18 protein-coding genes are annotated in these 16,470 nt (G+C 63.8%); 3 read left to right on the forward strand and 15 right to left on the reverse strand.

Features of this window, described 5'->3' with window-relative positions:
* The first annotated feature begins 7 nt into the window (after window positions 1-7).
* From J3P90_RS12610 to J3P90_RS12620, 3 genes are all read left to right on the forward strand, one after another.
* Window positions 8-1,024, forward strand: coding sequence for an alpha-ketoacid dehydrogenase subunit beta (locus tag J3P90_RS12610; RefSeq protein WP_434558936.1), 1,017 nt, complete (start codon window positions 8-10; stop codon window positions 1,022-1,024).
* Window positions 1,024-2,136 (forward strand): acetoin dehydrogenase dihydrolipoyllysine-residue acetyltransferase subunit, encoded by a 1,113-nt coding sequence (locus tag J3P90_RS12615; protein WP_434605834.1) that lies wholly within the window; start codon window positions 1,024-1,026, stop codon window positions 2,134-2,136. Before J3P90_RS12610 ends, J3P90_RS12615 begins: the two co-directional genes overlap by 1 nt.
* Before the next feature lie 84 nt (window positions 2,137-2,220).
* Window positions 2,221-3,285: a 2,3-butanediol dehydrogenase gene (locus J3P90_RS12620; RefSeq protein ID WP_434564108.1), complete on the forward strand. Its 1,065-nt coding sequence runs from the start codon at window positions 2,221-2,223 to the stop codon at window positions 3,283-3,285.
* A gap of 65 nt (window positions 3,286-3,350) precedes the next feature.
* Here the strand turns inward: J3P90_RS12620 and J3P90_RS12625 are convergent, their stop codons facing one another.
* From J3P90_RS12625 to J3P90_RS12695, 15 genes are all read right to left on the reverse strand, one after another.
* The gene (locus tag J3P90_RS12625) at window positions 3,351-3,851 is read right to left on the reverse strand and encodes a DUF6644 family protein (protein WP_420763853.1); all 501 of its coding nucleotides are present in this window, start codon (window positions 3,849-3,851) and stop codon (window positions 3,351-3,353) included.
* The gene (locus J3P90_RS12630; protein WP_434647504.1) at window positions 3,851-4,201 is read right to left on the reverse strand and encodes a DUF6152 family protein; all 351 of its coding nucleotides are present in this window, start codon (window positions 4,199-4,201) and stop codon (window positions 3,851-3,853) included. The genes J3P90_RS12625 and J3P90_RS12630 overlap by 1 nt, the downstream gene beginning before the upstream one ends.
* A gap of 24 nt (window positions 4,202-4,225) precedes the next feature.
* The gene (locus tag J3P90_RS12635; RefSeq protein WP_434605830.1) at window positions 4,226-4,780 is read right to left on the reverse strand and encodes a DinB family protein; all 555 of its coding nucleotides are present in this window, start codon (window positions 4,778-4,780) and stop codon (window positions 4,226-4,228) included.
* A gap of 226 nt (window positions 4,781-5,006) precedes the next feature.
* The gene (locus J3P90_RS12640) at window positions 5,007-5,924 is read right to left on the reverse strand and encodes a dihydrodipicolinate synthase family protein (protein ID WP_434676492.1); all 918 of its coding nucleotides are present in this window, start codon (window positions 5,922-5,924) and stop codon (window positions 5,007-5,009) included.
* A gap of 77 nt (window positions 5,925-6,001) precedes the next feature.
* Window positions 6,002-7,030: a trans-3-hydroxy-L-proline dehydratase gene (locus J3P90_RS12645; protein WP_434676493.1), complete on the reverse strand. Its 1,029-nt coding sequence runs from the start codon at window positions 7,028-7,030 to the stop codon at window positions 6,002-6,004.
* Window positions 7,031-7,181: 151 nt separating this feature from the next.
* Complete coding sequence (locus J3P90_RS12650) at window positions 7,182-7,904, reverse strand: amino acid ABC transporter ATP-binding protein (protein WP_434647500.1); 723 nt, start codon at window positions 7,902-7,904, stop codon at window positions 7,182-7,184.
* Entirely contained in the window at window positions 7,897-8,547 is a 651-nt protein-coding gene (locus J3P90_RS12655; RefSeq protein ID WP_420763859.1) for an amino acid ABC transporter permease, read from the reverse strand. Before J3P90_RS12655 ends, J3P90_RS12650 begins: the two co-directional genes overlap by 8 nt.
* A gap of 9 nt (window positions 8,548-8,556) precedes the next feature.
* The gene (locus J3P90_RS12660) at window positions 8,557-9,222 is read right to left on the reverse strand and encodes an amino acid ABC transporter permease (protein ID WP_434558928.1); all 666 of its coding nucleotides are present in this window, start codon (window positions 9,220-9,222) and stop codon (window positions 8,557-8,559) included.
* The gene (gene lhpI / locus J3P90_RS12665) at window positions 9,215-10,993 is read right to left on the reverse strand and encodes a cis-3-hydroxy-L-proline dehydratase (protein ID WP_434676494.1); all 1,779 of its coding nucleotides are present in this window, start codon (window positions 10,991-10,993) and stop codon (window positions 9,215-9,217) included. Before lhpI ends, J3P90_RS12660 begins: the two co-directional genes overlap by 8 nt.
* A 10-nt stretch (window positions 10,994-11,003) precedes the next feature.
* Complete coding sequence (locus J3P90_RS12670; protein WP_420763862.1) at window positions 11,004-11,822, reverse strand: ABC transporter substrate-binding protein; 819 nt, start codon at window positions 11,820-11,822, stop codon at window positions 11,004-11,006.
* Window positions 11,823-12,053: 231 nt separating this feature from the next.
* Window positions 12,054-12,803 (reverse strand): helix-turn-helix domain-containing protein, encoded by a 750-nt coding sequence (locus J3P90_RS12675; RefSeq protein WP_434605824.1) that lies wholly within the window; start codon window positions 12,801-12,803, stop codon window positions 12,054-12,056.
* 72 nt (window positions 12,804-12,875) lie between these two features.
* Window positions 12,876-14,123, reverse strand: coding sequence for an FAD-dependent oxidoreductase (locus tag J3P90_RS12680; RefSeq protein ID WP_434676495.1), 1,248 nt, complete (start codon window positions 14,121-14,123; stop codon window positions 12,876-12,878).
* On the reverse strand, window positions 14,120-14,356 hold the full coding sequence (locus tag J3P90_RS12685) for a 2Fe-2S iron-sulfur cluster-binding protein (RefSeq protein ID WP_420763865.1): 237 nt from the start codon (window positions 14,354-14,356) through the stop codon (window positions 14,120-14,122). The genes J3P90_RS12680 and J3P90_RS12685 overlap by 4 nt, the downstream gene beginning before the upstream one ends.
* A complete protein-coding gene (locus J3P90_RS12690) occupies window positions 14,349-15,464 on the reverse strand; it encodes an NAD(P)/FAD-dependent oxidoreductase (protein ID WP_434676496.1) in 1,116 nt (371 codons plus the stop codon). The genes J3P90_RS12685 and J3P90_RS12690 overlap by 8 nt, the downstream gene beginning before the upstream one ends.
* Window positions 15,461-16,393, reverse strand: a complete 933-nt coding sequence (locus tag J3P90_RS12695) for a 4-hydroxyproline epimerase (protein WP_434676497.1) — start codon at window positions 16,391-16,393, stop codon at window positions 15,461-15,463. The genes J3P90_RS12690 and J3P90_RS12695 overlap by 4 nt, the downstream gene beginning before the upstream one ends.
* Window positions 16,394-16,470 lie beyond the last annotated feature (77 nt).

The raw sequence follows: 16,470 nt of genomic DNA on the forward strand, positions 1-16,470 counted from the left end.
TCCCATCATGGCGAGAAAAATCAGCTATCAGCAGGCAATCAACGAAGCCCTGGCCCAGGAAATGCGTCGCGACTCCAGCGTGTTCATCATGGGTGAAGACGTGGCCGGCGGCGCTGGCGCACCCGGTGAAAACGATGCCTGGGGCGGCGTGCTCGGCGTCACCAAGGGGCTTTACGACCAATTCCCCGGGCGGGTGCTGGACACGCCGCTGTCGGAAATCGGCTATGTCGGCGCGGCGGTCGGCGCCGCCACCTGCGGCGTGCGCCCGGTGTGCGAACTGATGTTCGTCGATTTTGCCGGGTGCTGCCTGGACCAGATCCTCAACCAGGCGGCGAAATTCCGCTACATGTTCGGCGGCAAGGCGTCCACGCCCCTGGTCATTCGCACCATGGTCGGCGCCGGCCTGCGCGCCGCGGCCCAGCATTCGCAGATGCTCACTTCGTTGTGGACACACATCCCGGGACTGAAAGTGGTGTGTCCGTCATCGCCCTATGACGCCAAGGGTCTGCTGATCCAGGCCATTCGCGATAATGACCCGGTGATCTTCTGCGAGCACAAGTTGCTCTACAGCATGCAGGGCGAGGTGCCGGAAGAGCTCTACACCGTGCCGTTCGGCGAGGCCAACTTCCTGCGCGACGGCAAGGACGTGACTCTGGTGTCCTACGGGCGGTTGGTCAACACCGCGATGGATGCGGCACGCAACCTGGCCGGACGTGGCATCGACTGCGAAGTCATCGACCTGCGCACCACCAGCCCGCTGGACGAGGACAGCATCCTTGAAAGCGTCGAGAAAACCGGACGCCTGGTGGTGATCGACGAGGCCAACCCGCGCTGCTCCATGGCCACCGACATCTCGGCGCTGGTGGCGCAAAAGGCTTTTGGCGCGCTCAAGGCACCGATCGAGATGGTCACCGCGCCGCACACGCCGGTGCCGTTTTCCGACTCCCTGGAAGACCTGTACATCCCCGACGCGGCAAAAATCGAGCAAGCCGTGCTCAACGTGATCGAGTGGAGCAAGCACTGATGAGCCAGATTTTTACCCTGACCATGCCCAAGTGGGGCCTGTCGATGACCGAGGGCCGAGTCGATGCCTGGCTCAAGGAAGAAGGCCAGGCCATCACCAAAGGCGATGAAGTGATGGACGTCGAGACCGACAAGATCTCCAGCAGCGTCGAGGCGCCATTTTCCGGCGTATTGCGCCGCCAGGTGGCGCGCCAGGATGAAACCCTGCCGGTCGGCGCCTTGCTCGGCATCGTCGTCGAAGGCGAAGCCAGCGACGCCGACATCGACGCGGTCATCGAGCAGTTTCAATCCAATTTCGTGCCTGGCGACGCGGCTGACGAGGACAGCGGCCCGAAACCGCAGAAAGTCGAGGTGGACGGTCGGCTGATCCGCTATTTCGAGCGCGGCGAGGGCGGTACGCCGCTGGTGCTGGTGCACGGTTTTGGTGGTGACCTCAACAACTGGCTGTTCAACCATGAAGCCTTGGCCGCTGGGCGCCGGGTGATTGCCCTGGACCTGCCAGGGCATGGCGAATCGGCGAAAACCCTGGAGCGCGGTGACCTCGACGAGCTGAGCGGTGTGGTGCTGGCCTTGCTCGATCATCTGGACATCAACGCGGCCCATCTGGTCGGGCATTCCATGGGCGGGGCCGTTTCGCTGAATGCCGCGCGCTTGATGCCGCAGCGCTTGCGCTCACTGACCCTGATCGGCAGCGCCGGCCTGGGGGCCCAGATCAACGGCAGTTACTTGCAAGGCTTCGTCGACGCCGCCAACCGCAACGCCCTCAAGCCACAGCTGGTGCAACTGTTCTCCAATGCCGAGCTGGTCAACCGGCAGATGCTCGACGACATGCTCAAGTACAAGCGCCTGGAAGGTGTGGACGTGGCCCTGCGCCAATTGGCAGCGAACTTGTTCAAGGACGGCCGCCAGCAAGTGGAGCTACGCGAGGTGGTGCAGGCCGGCCATGTCCCGACCCTGGTGATCTGGGGCAGTGATGACGCCATCATCCCGGCGGTCCACGCCGAAGGGTTGAGTGCCCAGGTCGAAGTGCTGCCGGGCCAGGGCCACATGGTGCAGATGGAGGCGGCCGAGCAGGTCAATCGATTGATTATCGAGTTCATCGGACAGCACTGAACCAGCGGGCGGCGGTTGAGTCGTCGCCCTATGAAAAATCCTGGAGGTAACGCTATGAACGTTTCAATCAAGCCGACCCGCAGCATGCGCGCCGCCGTTTGGCATGGCCGTAATGACATCCGCGTCGAAGACGTGCCGCTGCCGGTTTCACCGCCCGCCGGTTGGGTGCAGATCCGCGTGCAGTGGTGCGGCATCTGCGGTTCGGACCTGCACGAGTACGTGGCGGGGCCGGTGTTCATCCCGGTGGACGCGCCACACCCCCTGACCGGGATCAAGGGCCAGTGCATCCTCGGCCATGAGTTCTGCGGCGAGATCGTCGAGCTGGGCGAGGGCGTCGAAGGTTTCAACGTCGGCGAACCAGTGGCCGCCGATGCCTGCCAGCATTGCGGCACTTGCTATTACTGCACCCATGGGCTCTACAACATCTGCGAGAACCTGGCTTTTACCGGGCTGATGAATAACGGTGCGTTTGCGGAGTTGGTCAATGTCCCGGCCAACCTGCTGTACAAACTCCCGGCCAACTTTCCTGCCGAGGCTGGCGCGTTGATCGAACCGCTGGCGGTGGGCATGCACGCAGTGAAGAAGGCTGGCAGTTTGCTTGGCCAGAACGTCGTGGTGGTCGGCGCCGGGACCATCGGCCTGTGCACGATCATGTGCGCCAAGGCGGCCGGCGCGGCCCAGGTCATCGCACTGGAAATGTCCGGCGCGCGCAAGGCCAAGGCCCTGGAAGTCGGGGCCAGCCATGTGATCGATCCCAATGAGTGCGACGCCCTGGCCGAAGTTCGGCGCCTGACCGGCGGCCTGGGCGCCGATGTCAGCTTCGAGTGCATCGGCAACAAGCACACCGCCAAGTTCGCCATCGACCTGATCCGCAAGGCGGGCAAATGCGTGTTGGTGGGGATTTTCGAAGAACCGAGCGAGTTCAACTTCTTCGAACTGGTTTCAACCGAGAAGCAGGTGCTGGGCGCATTGGCCTACAACGGTGAGTTCGCCGACGTGATTGCCTTCATCGCCGACGGACGCCTGGACATCTCGCCGCTGGTGACCGGGCGCATCCAGTTGGAAGAAATCGTCGGCCAGGGCTTCGAGGAGTTGGTAAACAACAAGGAACACAACGTGAAAATCATCGTGTCACCCGCACGGATCTGACGGCGCCTGAAGTGGGCGATTTGGCGATGGCCGGAAGCGGCCATCGCCTTTTTTTCAATGCTCGTTCAGGTGTAGGCCAGCAAGCGCCCGCAGCCGATCACCGCGATCCACAACGCCACGGACAGCAACGCCTGGAGCTTGGCCAGGCTCGGCGCCGTGACGTGGGTATTCCATTGCTGGACGGAGCGGTAGGGCACCAGATGGAACAGCAGGGCATTGACGCCTGCCGCCGCGATCAGGCACAGCTTGAGAATGAACACGTTGTTGCTGGCGAAATCATGAGGGTGCGCACTGAACATCATCAAGCCGGCAGGCACGATCAACAGCAGGGCCCCGACGGCCCATCGCAGCAGATGGCGAGCCAGTGCGGTCACGGCGATGTCCCTGGACAGCCCGAGGACGCGCAGGTCGAACATCACCACCGCGCCCACCAGTATCGAGAACCCGATGATGTGTAGCACTTCCACCAGCGGATAGAGCCATAGCTCGCTGCGCATGGCCGAGGCCAGGGGCGAGTCGCCCAATCGGTCCATCCAGCCTTGCGCGACCGGGCCAGTGACCTGCATCAGCGCAGCTCGGTGGTTCTGTCGTCGATGGTGATGCGTTCGGCGCGAAGCTCGTCAGGCTTGTTTTTATTGGCGTAGCCGACCACGGTGGCCCGGTTACCGGCTTTGAGCATGTCTTTGGTCAGCCCCCGATTTTCCATGCGAGAAGGCGGCGCGAGCACGACGAACCACGTCTTTTCCGTGGTTTGCAGGCGCATGGTCCCGTGGGGGTGGGAGTAACCGGACTCCTTGATCGTACCTTCGAGCGTCAGTGGCTTGCTGGCGTCGTATTCGCTCCAGCCATGGTGGGCAAGGGCGGCGGTGGCGACCAGCATCGTGGACAAGCCGATGCAACGAAAGATCAGGTTCATGGCAAGGTCTCCTGGGTTATCGATTCAATCGGGCTGGTACTCTCGCCAGACCCGCTGCTCGTCGAGTTGCAGCAACTGTTCCTCCTCTTCGCGGAAGCGGCGGTCGCAATCGAGGAAAAACTCGTCGAGCTGCGGCGGTTCGACGTGGGTGGCGCTGAGCATGGTGTGGACCTGGCCGCGGTGATGGATCTGGTGCTCGAACAGGTGCAGCAGTAAGCGGTCGATCCGTTCGAAAGCGTTGCCGTCGGCACGCACCAGGTCGACGGTGCGAGACAGGTCTGTGCGTTTAAGGTTGCTGCACAATGCCGCCAGTTGCCGGTCGGTCCGGTCCTGGCTTTCCCTGAGCTGGTTGAACGCCAGCATCTCGGAAAAATCCCGCTCCTGGCCCAGGACATCGCCTTTGAGGGCGGTGAGGTAATAGCGATCTACTTCCAGTATGTGGCACAGCGTGGCTTGGATGGAGGGGAAGAAACTGGTGCGGTAGGCCTCGTATTCCACGGTGTTCAGCTGTGCGCAGGCGTCCAGCAGCCTGTGATTGGCCCATTGGTTGTTCAGGGCCTGGGCCAGGAAATAATTCATGGGACGCCTCCCGTGCGTCATTGCGCCGGGGAAAAAGCGTAGCAAAGACTGGCGATAACGCCGTGTTGCTGGTCGGTTGGTCCCGTGTTTGCACCACGACCCCCTGTGGGAGCGAGCTTGCTCGCGATAGCGTCGGCACATCCAATAGAGATGCAAGCTGGACAACCGCTATCGCGAGCAAGCTCGCTCCCACAGGTTTCTCACATGCCTGAGCCTGCGCCCCGGCTTAAAGCCCCACCTCAGGCAACACCGGCCGATTGGCCAGGGCCGTGGCCATGATCTGCTCCACGTACACCCGGTCTGCTTCCGGCAGGGCCAGGCGCGGTGGGCGGGTGAGAGCGCTGCCTCGGCCGGCAATGGCTTCGCAGAGCTTGATGCACTGGACCAGGTCGGCGCGGGCGTCGAGGTGCAGGATCGGCATCAGCCATTCGTAGATCGGCATGGCTTCGGAGAACCGTCCGGCGCGGGCCAGCCGGAAGATCGTTTCACCTTCCTTGGGGAACACGTTGGACATGCCCGAGACCCAACCTTCTGCGCCTACGGCGAGGCTTTCGAGCACCACATCATCGAGACCGGCGAACAGCACGAAGCGATCACCCACTTCATTGCGCACGTCGATGAAACGCCGGGTGTCGCCGGAGGAGTCCTTGAAACACACCACGTTGTCGCAATCGGCCAGGGAAATCAGGATGTCCGGGGTGACGTCGTTCTTGTAGATAGGCGGGTTGTTGTAGACCATCAGCGGCACGTCGGCATGCCGGGCGACATAGCGGAAATGTTCGGCGGTTTCGAACGGCTTGGAGCCGTAGACCAACGCGGGCATCAGCATCACCCCGTCGACACCGACCTTGCGCACCGCATTGGCGACTTTGGCGGCCTGCACGCTGGTGAACTCGGCCACGCCGCAGATCACCGGCACTCGGCCCCCGGAAGCGTCCACCGCCACTTCGGTCACGGCAATCTTTTCCTCCGCGCTCAGGGAAGTGTTTTCCCCCACCGACCCGCAGACCACGAGGCCGGATACGCCATCGCGAATGACGTTGGAAATGACCTGATGGGTTTTTTCCAGGTTGATGGAAAAGTCATCGTTGAATTGGGTGGTAACGGCGGGGAATACGCCGCTCCAGTTGATGCGTTGGCTCATGGGTGTCTCCTTTTGGTGTGTCTCTGTGGCGAGGGAGCAAGCTCCCTCGCCACAAGGGTTATGGGTGGGTATGAAAGTCATGCGCCGGGCCAGGTGTCTGAGAGCCGGTAGCCCTGCGGCCACGGATCGGCCGGGTCCAGCAGCAATTGGTGGGTTCCGGTGATCCACGCCCGCCCGGCGATGCACGGGTAGATCGCCGGGCGACCGGCAACGTCGGTCAGTGAGTCGATGCGGCAATGGAATTCGGAGCCGATGATCGAGCGGCCGATAAACCGTTCACCCACCTGCATCAGGCCTTTGGCGTGCAGCACCGCCATGCGGGCCGAGCAACCGGTGCCGGTGGGCGAGCGGTCGATCTTGCCGGGCTGGATGACGACGGCGTTGGCGCCGGTGGCGATGCCGTTTTCCATGACGACGGGCGCGGCGACCTGGCAGAACGAAATGTGCGACCAATCGGGATTCAAGGGGTGTACGAAGCCCAACTGCTCGTTGGCGGCCCGGGTGATCTTCAGCCCCACGGTCACGAGATCGGCGGCCTCGTCGGGGCGAATGTCGAAGCCCAGGCGCTGGGCGTCGACGATGACGAAGCTGTCGCCGCCATAGGCGGTGTCCACCTGCAATGTTCCCAGGCCCTCGACTTCGATCCAGGCATCGAGGCGGTCAGCGAAGGAGGGCACGTTCTTGATCTCGACCCGTTGCACCTTGCCGTCGCGGCAGTCGGCCACGGCCTCGATCAAGCCGCCCGGTGCCTCCAGGACCAAGCGCGTCTGGGGTTCGGTCATCGGCAGGATGCCGCTGTCCAGCAGCACGGTGGCGACGCACAACGAATTGGAGCCGGACATGGGTGGGGTGTCGGCCGGTTCCATGATGATCCAGGCCATCTGCGCCCGCGGGTCCCTGGCCGGCACGAGCAGGTTGACGTGGCGGAACACCCCGCCACGAGGCTCGTTGAGGACGAAGTTGCGCAGGGTCTGGTCCTGGGCGATCCAGCGTGATTGTTCCCAGACCGTGGCGCCGGGTGGCGGCGCGACACCGCCGACGATCACATCGCCGACTTCGCCTTCGGCGTGGCAGCTGACTATGTGGATGATTCTGGATGAGCGCATGGGTCAGATCCTTGTGTTGTCTGGTCGGGCCTCATCGTCGGATCGCCGCCCGGCGCAAGCTCGCTCCCACAGTGTTCTGTGGTGGTTAGCAGGTCATTGCGGCCTACACAAAACCCGTGTGGGAGCGAGCCTGCTTGCGATAGGCCATCCGCTATTTCACCGACTTGAGGAATGCCGCCGTCTCCGGCTGCACCGGATTGCCGATCACCTGCTCCGGCGGGCCGATCTCATGGACTCGCCCATTGCAGAAGAACGCCACGCGGTCGGATACGTCCCGGGCGAAGCGGATCTCGTGGGTCACCAGCACCATGGTCATGCCGTCTTCGGCCAGCATGCGCATGGTGTCCAGCACCTCACCGACCAGTTGCGGGTCGAGGGCCGAGGTGGCTTCGTCGAACAGCATGTAGTCCGGCGACATCGCCAAGGCACGGGCGATTGCCATGCGCTGCTGCTGGCCGCCGGAGAGCTTTCCGGGAAAGGCCTTGAGCTTGTCCCCCAGGCCCACGTGCTCAAGCTGTTTGACCGCCAGCGCCTCGGCGTCCTGCTTGCTCTTGCCCAGCACCTTGCGCGGTGCGAGCATCACGTTTTCCAGCACGGTCAGGTGGGGAAAGGCGTTCCACTGCTGGAAAACGATGCCGATCTTCTGCCGGAGGCGGTTGAGGTCGGTGGCGCTGTCGTGTACCGAGACGCCGTCCACCCGGATGCTGCCTTTCTGGATCGGCTCCAGGCCGTTGATGCACATCAGCAGGGTCGATTTACCGGAACCGGAGCCACCGATGATCGACACGACTTCGCCCTTGTCCACCGTCAGGCTGACACCCTTGACGACTTCCAGGTTGCCGAAGGATTTATGCACGTTTTCGATCTCAATCATTTTCTTGCCACCTTCTTTCCAGGCGAGCGCCGAGGCGGGCGACCACCAGGCTCATGAGGTAATAAATGAGGCCCGCGATGCACAGCACCAGCAGGGGTTCCTGAATACGCGTGACGATGGTTTGCGAAGCCCGCAGCAGTTCGACGATGCCGATCCACATCACCAGCGCGGTGTCTTTCATCACCCCCAGCACCAGGTTCAACCAGCCGGGAAACGCCACCCGCGTGGCAATCGGCAGGACGATGAAGCGCAGGTCCTGCCAGTACGTGAGCCCCAGGGATCGGCTGGCCCGCCGGGTGCTCGTCGGCACCGCCAGCACGCCACCGCGGACAATCTCGGTGAAGTACGCGGCGGCGTAGACCCCCAGCACGATGCAACCGACGGCGAAGGCGCTGAGGTCCAGGCCGACGATGCTCTTGAGGGAATTGAACAGCACGAACTGGATCAGCAGCGGCACGCTGCGAAACGCATCGAGTACCCAGGCCAATGGCAGGCTGACCCTGGGCAACAGCGCCCGCAACAGGCCGAACAACAACCCGGCCACGGTGCCCAGCAGTATCGACCAGACGGTCAATTGCACCGTGACCCAGGCACCTTCGAGCAGATACAACACGTCGTTGACGGTAAGGCTTGTAGAGAACATGTCCCGCCCTCAATAACGAAACAGGCGCCAGGACAACAGCCGGGCTAACCCGACGATCAACTTGGCGATCAGGTAATAGAGCACCGCCGCGAGGGCGAAATATTCGAAGGTGCGGAACGTCTTGACGTTGTATTCCTGGGTCACCCCCGTGAGGTCGTTATTCAAACCGACCACCACACCCAGGGACGTCATCAACACCGCCCAGACCATTTGATTGGTCAGCGGGTAAAAAACGATGCGCAACAGTTGCGGGACGATGATCATCCGGTAGGCCTGGAACGCGCTCATGCCCAGGGAACGGGCGGCGCGCATCTGCGTGCCCGGTACGGCCTTGAGGCCGCCGCGAAAATTTTCCGCCAGGTAGCCGGCGTTGTTGAAGGTGATACCCGCCAGCAACGCAAACCACGAACTGACGTGCAGCCCGAGGGAGCCGAGGCCAAAGTAGAGGATGTAGATCTGGAACAAGGAGGGTGTGTTGCGGGCGATCGACACCCAACCATTGCCGACACCGCGCAACAGCGGATGGCGTGCCTGGCGCATCACCGTCAGGACGAGGGCGATCAGCACGCCGAAAATCATCGACAACGCGGCGGTTTCGAAGGTCACCCAGGCGCCGGCAAGCATATCGGGCAGGGCGCGCAAGGCGGGGCGCCACTGGAAGCTGTAGTCAAACATGGCTCGGAGTCCCCTTGGGTGCGGAAGGTTGCAACCACTGTGGCGGCTGATCGCTGGCGGTGGCGGTGCAGGCCGCCTCGATGCAATCGGCCAGACCGGCAAAATGCACGCCGCGCCCCACCAGGCCCGGCGCGTAGTGCGCGTATTTTCCGGAATTGGTCATCAGGGTGGTGGCGGTCGGCGGGATCACCGGCTCGCCCAACATGCACCAACAGGTGTCAGTGACCAGCGTCGCCCCGAAGGCCCGGATCGCGTCCAGGTAACCTGCCTGGCGGGCCTGTTCCAGTACGGCACGGCCACAGGTGATCGCCAGCACCACGCCGGGGTGTTTGTTCCGGCCCGAACACAGGTGTGCCAGGGCGGCGAATTCGCTGAGGGAGAAATGTGGGTTGCCCAGGGAAATCACATCCACGTGGCGATGCCGGGCACTGTTGAGCTCGCGCCAACTGACAAGCAGCCCGGCAGGGTTGACGGTTTCCACCGGTAACACAGCGTCGCAGTCCAGCACATTGGCCGGGTCCAAGGCCTCGGGCGTCACCCCGGCGATGTGGAACAGTGGCGCGGCGCTGGTGGTCGCGAACGCGGCGCCAAAAGCCTTCAAATCATCCCGGGTGGGCGCGGCGTCTTCCAGGCCCCGTATCAGCGGGACACGTCGTCCCGTCAGGCCGCCGATGTGATAGCCCAGCAGCGGATAAAAACTGTCGTCCATCGGGTCGGGCCTTGTCACTTCGACGATCAGCCCGGCCTTTCGCGGCCCATCGAGATGACATCCGGCCAGCGGCGCGCGACCGCACAGGGCGATGCAGATGTCGAGAAAGTCCGGGTACTTCTGCGTGCGGGCGCCGAGCACGCTGTTGGCGTAGACCACCGCGTTGGACTCGGCCCAGACAATCTGTTCGCCGGCCACGGGCGCGGTGTCCAGCAAGTAGGGCGCACAGGTGAAGCTCAATTGCGCGCCCATGGCCATGTAAGCATCACCCAAGGCGCTGGCCGGTTCGCCCAGCGCAGCGTCGACGCCCAGTTCCCGCCAGCGGCGCTGGTCCACGGAGATCGAATTGAGGGTCGTGGGCACACTCACTTTCGCCCCCCACCGCACCAGTTGTTCGGCAAAGCGCAGGCTGGCCGGGCCGGTATAGATACAGCCGTCGATGTGCGCCTGGGTGATGTCCAGCAGTTGGTCGGCGCCCTGGATCTCGGCCATCCGCAGGACGATTTGCATCGCTACTTGGGCTGCCTTGCCGTGCGCGCCGTCGAGCATTGCCCGATCCCGCTCGTTCAACCGGACGGTGAACGGCATGGACGGCTGCGGGGTCGTATCCGTCCCATGCCATTGATCGTTGGGCCGTCGGCCGGACAACGTCAGGCGGTTGCCCTCGACGCGCACGAATCCTTGGCCGCGCAAGCCAGCGAACGCCTCGTGGCCGATGCACAACACCGGCAGCGAGCGCTGGAAAATCACCTCGGCCACGAGTACTCCAAGGGCCAGGATCTCGTCGACTTCGGCCAGTACCAGGGCGGCCGGTGCATGGCCGTTGCTGATGAGCTCCATCAACACGCTGCTGCCGGTGCAGGAACCCCGCCCGCTGGGAATTGCCAGCACGCGGCCGCCCAGGCGTTCGCCACTCAGAGGATGATGCCGGTCGATGATTTCGCCCGTAATGGGATCGACCCCGCCCCAGAAGCTCAGGCCAACGTCGGCGAACAACAGGGTGCCCTGGGCGGCACCCTCCACCAGGCTGCGGCCGTGCAAGCGGATAGGCGTGCTTGGCATGCCGCGATCCTCAGTAGTACACCTGGGGCACGGTCAGGTTGGCCGGCGGGATCTCGGTACCGACCCATTTGACGAACAGCTCCTTGTAGCGGCCCGTGCGCACTTGCTGGTTGACGAACAGGTTGAGGTAGTTGAGCAAGCCGTACTCGCTGCGCTTGGCGCCGAGGGACACGTAGTCGATGACATAGGGAGCATCGCCAGCGATCTTCAGGCCCTTGTACTTGCCCGACTTGATGGTCGCGGCGGCCACGGTGTTGGTCACGACGGTGGCGTCGATGTGCCCCTGGGCGACCGCCAGCAATGTGTCGTTCTGCGACTGGTAGGCGCGGAAACTGCCGCTGCCCCAACTCTTCTGATCTTTCTCCAGGGCGATGGCTTCGTAAGTGCTGCTGGTGTTTCCGAGTTTCTTGCCCTTGAGGTCGGCGTAGCTGTTGATACCGGTGTCGTCGCGGGTCAGCACCACCATCTGGAAGGCAAAGTAGGGCACGGTCAGGCCAACGGTCTTGGCCCGCTCCAGGGTGTCGGAAGTGGAAGCGACAATGACATCGGCGCGGCCCGAAAGCAGCGCGGGGATGCGGTCGGAGAATGGCGTTTCCACCACTTCGGCGTCGACGCCGAGGACCTTCGCCAGGTCGTGGCAGTAATCCACGTCGAAGCCCGCCGGTTTGTTACTTTCATCGCGAAAACCCATGGGTGGGAAGTCCAGTGTCACCGCGCAACGCAGCTTGCCCGAGCCGATGATGTCGTCGAGCTTGTCGGCATGGGCGGGTAGGGCAAGCAGGGGAAAGAGGACAACGCCAAGGGCTACGGCCAATGCAGGGTTTTTCATAAATGCCTCGCTGTCGAATAAATGCGGAGAAATATCGTATTGAGGATTTCGTATACGATATTAGATAAGCAATCGACGTGCCTGATCGGGTCTTATTCCTGTGTTTCTAGTAATGCTTTGATAACCAACAGATTATGGTGGTCCGGCGGCCAGGCACCGGGCGCGCAGGTGAAAGTGAAGTGTTACAGATGGGAGCAGCGGGGTGGGTTTACGCCCCCTAAAGGAACAGGCTCAACGCTGGTTGTCCCGGTACTGGCTGGGTGAAAGGCTCGTCAGCGCGCGGAACTGGCGGCTGAAGGCACTGTGATCGGTATAACCACAGCGCAGGGCGATCTCGGTAATGGGCAGATCGTGTTCCAGTAACAATCGCGAGGCCTCTCCCAGGCGCGCCTTGTGAATCATCTGCCGAGGCGTGAGCTGGAAGATGCGCTTGCAGTGTCGTTCCAGCTGCGCCACCGACGACCCGGCGATGGCAGTGAGTTCCGCCAGGCTGATGGGGCGGGCGAAGTGCTGCTTGATATGCGCGTCCACGGCCGCCAGTTGTTGGTACGCCGGATGGCTCGATTGCGGCGACTGCAAGTCACGGGAAATCCCGGCCAGGCCGACGATCCCGCCCTCAGGTTCGCGCAAGGCAAGCTTGTGGGTCAGGCACCACACCGGTTGGTTGCCGTAATAGAGGTGCAATTCGAGCTGGTCGGCCAGCTCCCGTCCGCTGGCCAGCACCCGTCGATCCTGTTCGGTGTACAGCGGGCCGAAGCGCTCCGGGAACACTTGCTCGGCAGTCAGACCGAGCAGGTCGTTGCATTGCTTGAAGCCGCAACGCCGGGCCAGGGTCTGGTTGACGAATGCGTAGCGGGCTTGGGTGTCCTTGATGAAAAACACCGTGTCCGAGAGGGTATCGAGCAACGGCGCGATGGGCAGCAGACTGCGCAGCAGGGTGTCGAAGTCGCAGGGAGTGAAGGTCGTCAGCGAGGGGTACATGGGCGGCTTCGTCGTTTTGTCAGACGTGGAGTTTTGATCGAAATGAGGTGCTTGTCACGCCGTACGCGTGGCTCACTCATCTGCCAGATTAAGCAACGTCTCAACCCGTGCCGGACTGAACGGTGGACGAGGAGCCGGCGGCGCCCAGCCAAACAGATGCTCCAGCGCCGCGCCGCAAACCCTACCCTGGCAGGCGCCCATCCCGCAGCGGCTGGCAAGTTTTGCTTCGCGCCAGTCGGCATGGCTGCTCAGTTCTGCATAGGCCACGTCTTCGCAGCGACACACCAAGGTGTCGCCCCGGGCCAGGCCTTTCAAACGAGCATCGAGGGCGAAAGCCTTGTTCAACGCCAGGGCAAAGCCCTGCCATCGCGCCCGGCGAGGCCAGAGGCGTTCGGCTGCCGAGGTGTCGTCGGCGGCGACGTGACCGGCGATGGCGCCTTCCACCAGGGCCAGTTCGCTGCCACCGAAACCGGTGCACTCACCAGCGGCGTAATGATCACGGCGCGTGGTGGCCTGCCAGGCGTCGACCGCCAGGGTTTGTCCAGCCAGCTCGCAGCCCAACGCCTGACCCAGCTGGGTGTTGGGAATCAGGCCGAATCCGCAGGCCAACCGGTCGCACGCCAGTTCCACAGTCTTGCCCCGCTGTTGCAGGCGCACGCCTTCGAGCTTGTCCCGTCCCAGGGCTTCCAGCACATGCGTGCCGACGCGGTAGTGGGAATCGAACAGGCTGAACGCCTGCGTCAACTTGCCCGGCCAGCGCGGCAACTGCATGGCAAAACCTGTAACGGCGGCACCGCTGGCTTGTTCGGCGATGCGCAATATTTGCGCCCCGTGATGCCTGGCCGTCGCCGCGCTGGCCAACAACAACGGGCCGCTGCCGGTAATCACCAGGCGTTCGCCGCGCACCGGCAGGCCGCCCTTGATCAGTGCCTGCAAGCCGCCAGCGCCGGTGACGCCGGGCAGTGTCCAGCCGGGGAAGGGCAGCAGCAGTTCCCGCGCGCCCGTGCAAAGAATCAGCCGCTCGTAGCGGATCAGCCATCCCTGCTCGGCGTTTTCCACCAACAGCGTCTTCTCGCCCGCGCAGGCAATGACCCGGGTGCCGGCGTGGCAGTACACATTAGTGCAGGCGTTCAGACGATCACGCATCCGACCCGCCTGGGCAGGCAGGCTGGCCTGGGGACCGTCGCGCCAGATCTGTCCGCCAGGGCTCGGGTTGTCGTCCAGCAGCACGATGCGCGCCCCGCTGCGTGCCGCGGCCAGCGCAGCGGCCATGCCGGCGGGGCCGGCGCCGATGATGAGGATGTCGGCGAGTTCGGTCATGGTCGGGTGTCCACGCGCATGCCGTCGCGGCACAGCGTCTGGCACGCCAGGCGCCGGCGGCCGTCGATCATCACCCGGCATTCCTGGCAGATGCCCATGCCACACAAGGGGGCCCGGCGTTGGCCGCTGACCGAAGTGCGACTGCAACCGTCAGCACCCAACGCCAATGCCGCCGCGACGCTGGTGCCATCGGCCACCGAGAGCGGGCGGCCATCGAGGAATAACTCAGGCATGGACCGCTTCTCCCAGGAAACGTTGCGGCAGGTAAGGTTGCGCGGCCAGCGGCGAGGTTTCGTTGAATAGCTGGGCGACCAGCAAATCAGCCGTCGCCGGTGCGGTCGTAACGCCGAGCCCTTCATGACCCACCGCCAGCCATAGGTCCTTGCGCTGCGGATGTTGGCCCACCAGTGGCAAGCCGTCGGGGGTCGCCGCGCGAAAGCCTGTCCAGGCGCGGATACCGTTGAGGTGCGCCAGGCCAGGCATGTAGTCCACGGCACGCTTGAGCATTTTCGCCAGCATCCAGCCTTCCACCTCTGGGTCGACATTGCCGAACTGCCGCGAAGCGCCGATGAACAGTTGTCCCGTCGGGCGCGGTTGGATGTTGCACGCCACCGACGGTCCGCTGGCGTTGTGAGCGCTGGTGACGTAACCCAGCTCAACCAAGGTATGGGTGACAGTGGCGGGGTAGCGGTCGGTGATCAACAGGTGTCCCTTCTTGGGTTCGATCGGCAGCTCCGGGCACAGCTCGGTGGCCTGGATGCCGTTGGCGAGCACGACTGCGTCGGCGCTGAGCCAACCGCCCCCTGCGAGGCGCACGCGGTGACCGTCCACTTCGCTGACTTGCGCCCGTTGATGGCGAATGTTGGCGTGATCGAGCATCCAGCGGGCGGCCGCGGGTGCGTAGAGAATGCCGTCGCCCTCGATCAGCAGCCCGCCTTCGAGGCCGGGCCGCAGTTCCGGTTCGCGCTGGAGCAGTGCGGCTCGGCCGATCAGTTCACAGGCTTCGTCATGGGCCATCAGGTTCATGTATTTGCTGTGGGCCACGGCCATCTCTTCGGCGTTGGCCGCCAGCCACAACGTGCCGTTGTTGCGCCAGGCGCAGCGTTCTGGAAGATCGGGGGCCATCTGGCGCCAGCGTCGCAGGGAGTATTGGCTCAGAGCCAGCTCCGCCGGGTTGTCATCGAGTACCAGCAAGTGGCCCATGCCGGCCGCCGTGGCGCCGTGCCAACCGGCGTCCAGCACCAGCACCTTCAAACCACGCTGGGCCAAGGCTTGCGCGCAGGCGGCGCCAATGATGCCGGCGCCGACGATGATCACGTCTGCGACATGGCCTTGGCTCACGGACGAATGCCCCAAGCGAACGGATCGTCCGGCTCGAGGAGCAAGGTGCTTTCAGCACTGATATAGGCCCGGCCGCGAATGGTCGGCACGATGCGATCGCCTGAACGTTCATACGACCCTTCGAATTCACTGCCGATGACGCTGGCCTGGCGCCAGATCTGCCCGGGTTGCAGTTTGCCGTCGGCCGCCAGGCACGCCAGTTTGGCGCTGGTGCCGGTGCCGCAGGGAGAGCGGTCATAGGCTTTGCCGGGGCACAGCACGAAATTGCGGCTGTCGGCCTGGGGATCGTCGGCGAACAGCTCGATATGATCGATCAGCCCGCCGTCCTCGCCGCGGAACCCCTGTTGCTTCAGGGCTTGTTGCACGGCGAAGGTGTAGGCGGTCAGTGCTTCCAGGTTGTCGCCCGCCACGCGTTGCCCGTGGTCGGCGATCAGGAAAAACCAATTCCCGCCCCACGCCACATCGCCAGACACCGGCCCGATGCCCGGCACCTCCAGGCGCAGCCCTTGGCGGTAACGGTAGGTCGGCACGTTGCGCACGCTAACCGAGCGATCCTCGTGCAACGTCGCCTGCACTGTGCCCACCGGTGTCTCGATGCTGTGCACGCCCGGGCCGATCCGGCCCAGATGAGCCAATGACGCCACCAGGCCGATGGTGCCGTGGCCGCACATGCCCAGGTAGCCGCTGTTATTGAAAAAGATCACCCCGGCACAGGCGTTCGGGTCCACCGGTTCGCACAGCAACGCGCCCACCAGCACATCGCTGCCGCGCGGTTCCAGGACGCACGCGGTGCGCCAGGCGTCGTGCTGCTCGGCCAGGCGCTGCCTGCGTTCGGCCATGCTGCCCTGGCCCAGGTCGGGGAAGCCATCGGTCACCAGTCGGGTCGGTTCGCCGCCGGTGTGGGAGTCGATCACGGTGATGCGTTTCATGGCGCCACGTCCGTTCAGATGAGTGGACACAAGCGTGGCGCGCGCCGGGGGGTGGCGGCTTGATGGTTTTAGTTGTC

It is taken from the genome of Pseudomonas sp. D3-10 (assembly GCF_051132175.1).
Classification (GTDB): Bacteria; Pseudomonadota; Gammaproteobacteria; order Pseudomonadales; family Pseudomonadaceae; genus Aquipseudomonas.